The organism is Lacticaseibacillus camelliae DSM 22697 = JCM 13995 (assembly GCF_001436615.1).
Taxonomy (GTDB): Bacteria; Bacillota; Bacilli; order Lactobacillales; family Lactobacillaceae; genus Lacticaseibacillus; species Lacticaseibacillus camelliae.
On the sequence record NZ_AYZJ01000033.1, the window covers coordinates 1 to 5,642 of the forward strand.

A 5,642-nucleotide genomic window follows, 5' to 3' on the forward strand; every position below is an offset into this window, starting at 1 on the left:
GAACCAGATATTGTTGTGGTAGAAAATTTGTCTAACTTTTCTATGGCACTTCATTGATTGCGTCGCTGTCTGATGAGAAGTTTGGATTAACGGTTGATCGACCGGGCCATGCGAGCAATGGCGTGCCGCGTGCCACGGATCGCCTTGCTCAGCGGATAAATGGTCTCGGTTGGCGGTACGACGCCCCAACCGGCATCGCCAATGTGCTGGATGTCGACCCCGTCAATCTTGTTGCGAATCGCCACGGACTCAATGTAGCTGGCGCCGGAACCTTCCTGTGAGGTCCCGATGGTGCTCATGACCAGCGCACCATTGGCGTGGGCGAGCTTGACGATCTTCTTGATCTCGTCGTCGTCCAGACCTGGCACGGTGCCGACTGCAGGCACCAGAATGACGTCGGCGCCGGCGTCCAGGAAGGACTGGGTGGCTTCCACTGAAACGACCGGCTCGTTGACGCCGGCACCGTGCATCTTGCCGGCAATGATCAGGCCCTTGAAGACTTTCTTGGCGACCTTGATGTTCGCGGCGATCTGGGCGTTGGTGACGCCAGTGCCAGGATTGCCGGTCAGGCAGACAAAGTTGAAGCCCAGGCGCTGAACCTCCGTCAGGGTTTTCTCGGAAGCCATGCGGCCCTCGGGGATGACCAGCCGGGTTTCAGCCATGTCGGCGTTCGGGTCGACCGGCTCCAGGTTGACGCCAATCGGGCGGCCGACCAGTTTTTGCAGGCGGTGAATGCTTTCGCCGTCGTGGCGCGGCTTGGCGGTTGAGAGGTCATTTTCGCCGGGATAGAGGCCCAGAATGATGGGATTCAGGACGTCCATGCCGTTAAGCAGGATCAGGTCGGCGCCAAATGCGGCGGCAACTTCGGAGTACGTGATGCCGTCTTGCGGTGGGGTGAGCACGACATTTTCGGACAATACGGTGCGGCCTTCAGAGGCCTTGATGCTTTGCTTGAGCTCGGCCCCGTTCATGGCGAGGACTTCGCTGGTGGTGGTACTGATCAAACGTTTAACCATGAGAAACTCCTTTCAAATTAAGCAAGATTTACGCGGCCTGCTTCGCTGCTTCGCCGGCTTCTTGGGTCTTTTGCGTCCGGTTGACAACGAACAGGAACGGCAGGTAAATCAGAATATCGATGACGATGTTAAACAGCTGGACGAGCGACCCGGCGAAGCTGTTGGTGGTCAGAAACCCTGAGATGATTGGTGGCATGGTCCAAGAAACCATGGTGCCAGTGGTCAACGGGACAAGGCCGGATGCCATCGCAAAGTAGGTGATAATGGTATTCCACATCGGCGCGAGGATGAAGGGGATGATCAAGGTCGTGTTAAGCACGATCGGCATGCCGAACATGGTCGGTTCGTTAATGTTGAATAAACCAGGGACAATGGTCAAAGGCGCCAGCGTTTCCAACTGCTTGCTTGAGCGGTGCATCAGCACCAAGATCCCAATCCCTAGGACTAAGCCGATGGTGGCACCGCCGCCGCCCATGAAGACGAAGTTATCAACAAACGGCTCGGTGATGATGTGCGCGCCATGAGCCAGAGTCAACTTGCCGGCCTGGGCCAGCTTGAGGTTGGCCCCGGAGTTCATCAGCCAGATCGGTTGGAAGATGTTGTCGACAACGTTGGCGCCGTGGATCCCGACGAACCAGAAGGCACTGTTCAGGAAGGTGACGACTAACGTGCCGCCCAGCGTGTCGCCAAGCAGGCCCAGCGGCTTAGACAGAATGTTCATGATCAGCAGGTGAATATTGCCTAACCCGGTCCAGGCGAAGATGGCGTAAATTGCGCCCCAGAACGTGATGATCGCAAAGCCCGGGATCAGCGCCGAGAAGCTCTTGCCGATAGCCGGCGGAACGGTATCAGGCATGTGGACCTGAATGTCGTGGTTGATGAACCACTGGAATACGCCGCCAGTGACCAGGCCGATGATAATGCCGACGAACAGGCCCTTGGAGCCCAGAAAGTCGTATGGCATGCCTTCAGCTGGCACCTTGGCCCCGGTGAAAATGCTGGGGGTCACGACAAAGTATGAAGCAACGGCAATGATGCCGGCGGATTTACCATCCGTCTTGTGCTGTTCGGCGTAGCTGGCCGCGATGCCGAAGCACCCGATCAAGCCCAGCAGACCGAACGACCCGTTTGTGATCTTAGTAAAAACCGACAGTAGCGTCACGCCGTGCACGGCGACGGCGCCGATCCACGCGGTCCAAGCGGCCACTGGGAAATTCGCCAGGATCATGAAGAATGAGCCCACGATGATCAGCGGCATGGTGACGGTGATCCCATCACGAATGGCGATCAGTGGTTTGAATTGTGCTAATTTGGTGGCGACCGGCATCAGGTACTTTTCAATGACACCGTTGAAGCCGCCTTGCTTTGAATCAGCCATGTGTAAGTCCTCCTTTGTGCACGTGACAGCGTCACGTGCTTGCCCAAAAATAATGGCATGAGTCATCAGACGGCGGTCCGTCCGAGTTGGCCGCTGCTGATTACTCTTTTACAATAAGCAACAAATTATAAATAGTCAACCGCTTACAAGCCCAAATATGGTGTTTTAATATTATTATTTATAATTAAATGCTATAATAAGTTTGGGGAAAGGATGATTACCATGACGAAAAGGCAAACACAGTTGCAGCAGCAGATCCTCAAGCAGCTCTACACTAGAGGACCGATTTCCCGCAGTGACATCGTGCGGCTGACCGGCATCACGCCGGCAACGACCAGTGCCGTGACCGCGCAGCTGCTGGCAGCTGGGGTGATCCGGGAAAGTGGGGCAGCGGCCGCCCAGCATCAATCCGGCCGGCGCAAGATCCTGTTGGAAGTGGCGCCGGGTGGGCCGAAGGTGCTCGGCGTTGAACTGACGGCTTCCAGCTACACGCTGTGCATCATTGACCGCTGCGGTCAGGTATACGCCTCCCGCAAGCGCCAGACCGCGCGCGATTACGACTTACACTTTCTTGCCGTGCCGGCGATCGTGACGGACATCAAGGACTTCCTTAATGCCCATCAGGACTTGCCCATCACGGCGATCGGCGTGGCGGTCCCGGGCCACTACTTGGCGGACCAGGAAATCGTGGTGTCGGCCAATCCGACGTGGAAGCACGTCAGCTTGCGGCCCTTCAATGAAGCGTTCAAGCCGCTGCCCGTTTACTATGAGAACAATGTCCACTGCGAAACCGTGGCCGAGCAGTTGATTGGTCCGGATAAAAGCGGCACCAACTTCACGTACCTTCACGTGGCGCGCGGCATTTTCTGCTCCACCATCCATGATGGGCACCTCTATGGCTACAAGAATTTCGTCAACGGCGAAATTGCGCACATCATTGTCGATCCCAACGGGGAGCTTTGCGACTGCGGCCGGCGCGGCTGTTTGCAGACGACGGCGAGCCATGAATGGCTGGTCAAAAAGGCCAAGTTGCTTTACGAAAATGCCAACGCGACATACCTGCGTCAGTTGGTCGCGCGGCCTGAAGACATCCATATGGAGACGGTTTTCAAGGCGTTTCAAATGGGTGATCAGGGCGTGGTCACCATGCTGCGAAGCGCCATCGAGTCGCTGGCGGTGACGCTGAACACCCTGGCCCTGGTGATCGACGCCAACCGCATCATTTTGCACGGCCAATTGTTTGACCAGCCGCAGCTGCTGGCCCTGTTTCAAAAAACGCTGGTGGCTAACCAGTTTCAGCTGACCTCGGTGCAGCCGCAAAATGTCACTGTTAAGCCGTTTGGCCCGCAAGACGGGGCCATCGGTGGCGGCATGCTGGCGGTCGCTTACCAGCTGCTGGGCGAGATCTGACGCCGCGGCGGTGGTGTTGAAACTTACGCAGCAAAAAAGCGGGTGTGCGCGGGTTAACGTCATCGACGGCGGTGAACTAGCGAGAGCATACTCGCTTTTTTTAATTCAGTGGGCAAAGTCGCCTCGATCAGGCGGCCTGTTCGTCAGCTTGGCCCGCTTCCTCGGTTTTCTGCGACTTGTTGACGACCAGCAGGAATGGCAGGTAGATCAGCGTGTCGATCACGATGTTAAAAATCTGGATCAGCGAACCGGTAAAACTGTTGGTGGTCAGAAAGCCCGAGATGATCGGTGGCATGGTCCAGGACACCATGGTCCCGGTGGTCAGCGGCACCAGGCCGGTGGCCATGACGATGTAGGTCGTCAGCGTGTTCCACATCGGGGCCAGGATGAAGGGGATGATCAGCGTCATGTTTAAGACAATCGGCATCCCGAACATGGTCGGCTCGTTGATGTTGAACAGGCCAGGGACGATGGTGAGCGGCGCCAGGGTCTCCAGCTGCTTGCTGGCGCGGTGCATCAGCACCAAGATCCCGATGCCGAGGACTAGCCCCAGGGTCGCCCCGCCGCCGCCCATGAAGACGAAGTTATCAATGAATGGTTCGGTGATGATGTGAGCCCCGTGGCCCAGGGTGAGCTTGCCGGCCTGCGCCAACTTCAGGTTGGCCCCGGAGTTCATCAGCCAGACCGGCTGGATCATGTTGTTGACCACGTTGGCCCCGTGAATGCCGACGAACCAAAAGGCGCTGTTCAGGAAGGTGATGACCAAGGTGCCGCCCAGCGTGTCGCCGAGCAGGCCCAAAGGCTTCGACAAAATGTGCATGATCAGCAGATGAATGTTGCCCAACCCCGTCCAGGAAAACAGGGCGTAAACGGCGCCGAATAAGGTGATAATGGCAAAGCCTGGGATCAGCGCGGAGAAGCTTTTACCAATGGCCGGCGGTACGGAATCAGGCATGTGGATCTGCACGTCGTGGTTGATGAACCACTGGAAAATGCCGCCGGCGAGCAGGCCGATGATGATGCCGACAAACAGGCCCTTGGAACCCAGAAAGTCGTATGGCATGCCTTCAGCCGGCGCCTTGCCCCCAGTGAAAATGCTGGGGGTGACGACGAAATAGGACGCGACGGCAATGATGCCGGCCGATTTACCATCCGTGTGAAATTGCTCGGCATAGCTGGACGCGATCCCGAAGCACCCGATCAGGCCCAGCAGCCCGAACGACCCATTCGTGATCTTGGTAAAAATCGATAGCAGCGCGACGCCGTGCATGCTGACGCTGCCGATCCAGGCGGTCCAGGCCGCAACTGGGAAATTGGCCAGGATCATGAAGAATGAACCGACAATGATCAACGGGATCGTGGTCGTGATCCCATCCCGAATCGCAATGAGGGGTTTGAAGCGACTAAGCGTGGTGGCGACTGGCATCAGATATTTTTCGATGATGCCCGAGACGCCAACTTTTTTCGAATCAGCCATGTGATGATTCCTCCTTTGGCCTGGCTGCTGCCGCGCCGGGCACTGACTTAACACCGACAGAAGGCGTAATGAAACGGCCTAAAAAATCCTGCTGATCACGTCTTAAGACTAAAACAGTAAATTATTGATAGTCAATCAATCACCCATCCGCTAGTAAAGTTATTATTTAGCATAAAATAATCCGTGTCATCATTGAACGGTAAGAGCACGGTGGCCGTCGCTAGGAGTGAATCATCCATTGTGCACTAGCGGCCCACCTGCAGTGATGGATCCGGAGCCGGCTGCAGATTTGCCAGCACTGCCGGTGCCCCAGTTTACAATTCAAGTGCAACACCTTAGCGACTAGACCAAAAAGGCCATG

The 5,642-nt window shown here is 56.5% G+C and carries 4 protein-coding genes; 1 reads left to right on the forward strand and 3 read right to left on the reverse strand.

Translation table 11 applies throughout. The features are described 5' to 3' along the window. Nucleotides 1-86: 86 nt before the first annotated feature. Nucleotides 87-1,016 carry a DUF7916 family protein gene (locus tag FC75_RS07145; RefSeq protein ID WP_056989505.1) on the reverse strand — a complete coding sequence of 310 codons (930 nt, stop codon included), beginning with the start codon at nt 1,014-1,016 and terminating at the stop codon, nt 87-89. A 28-nt stretch (nt 1,017-1,044) separates the two neighbouring features. Then, complete coding sequence (locus FC75_RS07150) at nt 1,045-2,394, reverse strand: PTS sugar transporter subunit IIC (RefSeq protein ID WP_054666246.1); 1,350 nt, start codon at nt 2,392-2,394, stop codon at nt 1,045-1,047. 222 nt (nt 2,395-2,616) lie between these two features. On the opposite strand from FC75_RS07150, the gene FC75_RS07155 reads away from it, so the two are divergent. After that, nucleotides 2,617-3,804, forward strand: coding sequence for an ROK family transcriptional regulator (locus tag FC75_RS07155; protein ID WP_054666243.1), 1,188 nt, complete (start codon nt 2,617-2,619; stop codon nt 3,802-3,804). A 127-nt stretch (nt 3,805-3,931) separates the two neighbouring features. Here FC75_RS07155 and FC75_RS07160 read toward each other — a convergent pair whose 3' ends face one another. Then, on the reverse strand, nt 3,932-5,281 hold the full coding sequence (locus FC75_RS07160; RefSeq protein WP_056989506.1) for a PTS sugar transporter subunit IIC: 1,350 nt from the start codon (nt 5,279-5,281) through the stop codon (nt 3,932-3,934). Between the last annotated feature and the right edge of the window lie 361 nt (nt 5,282-5,642).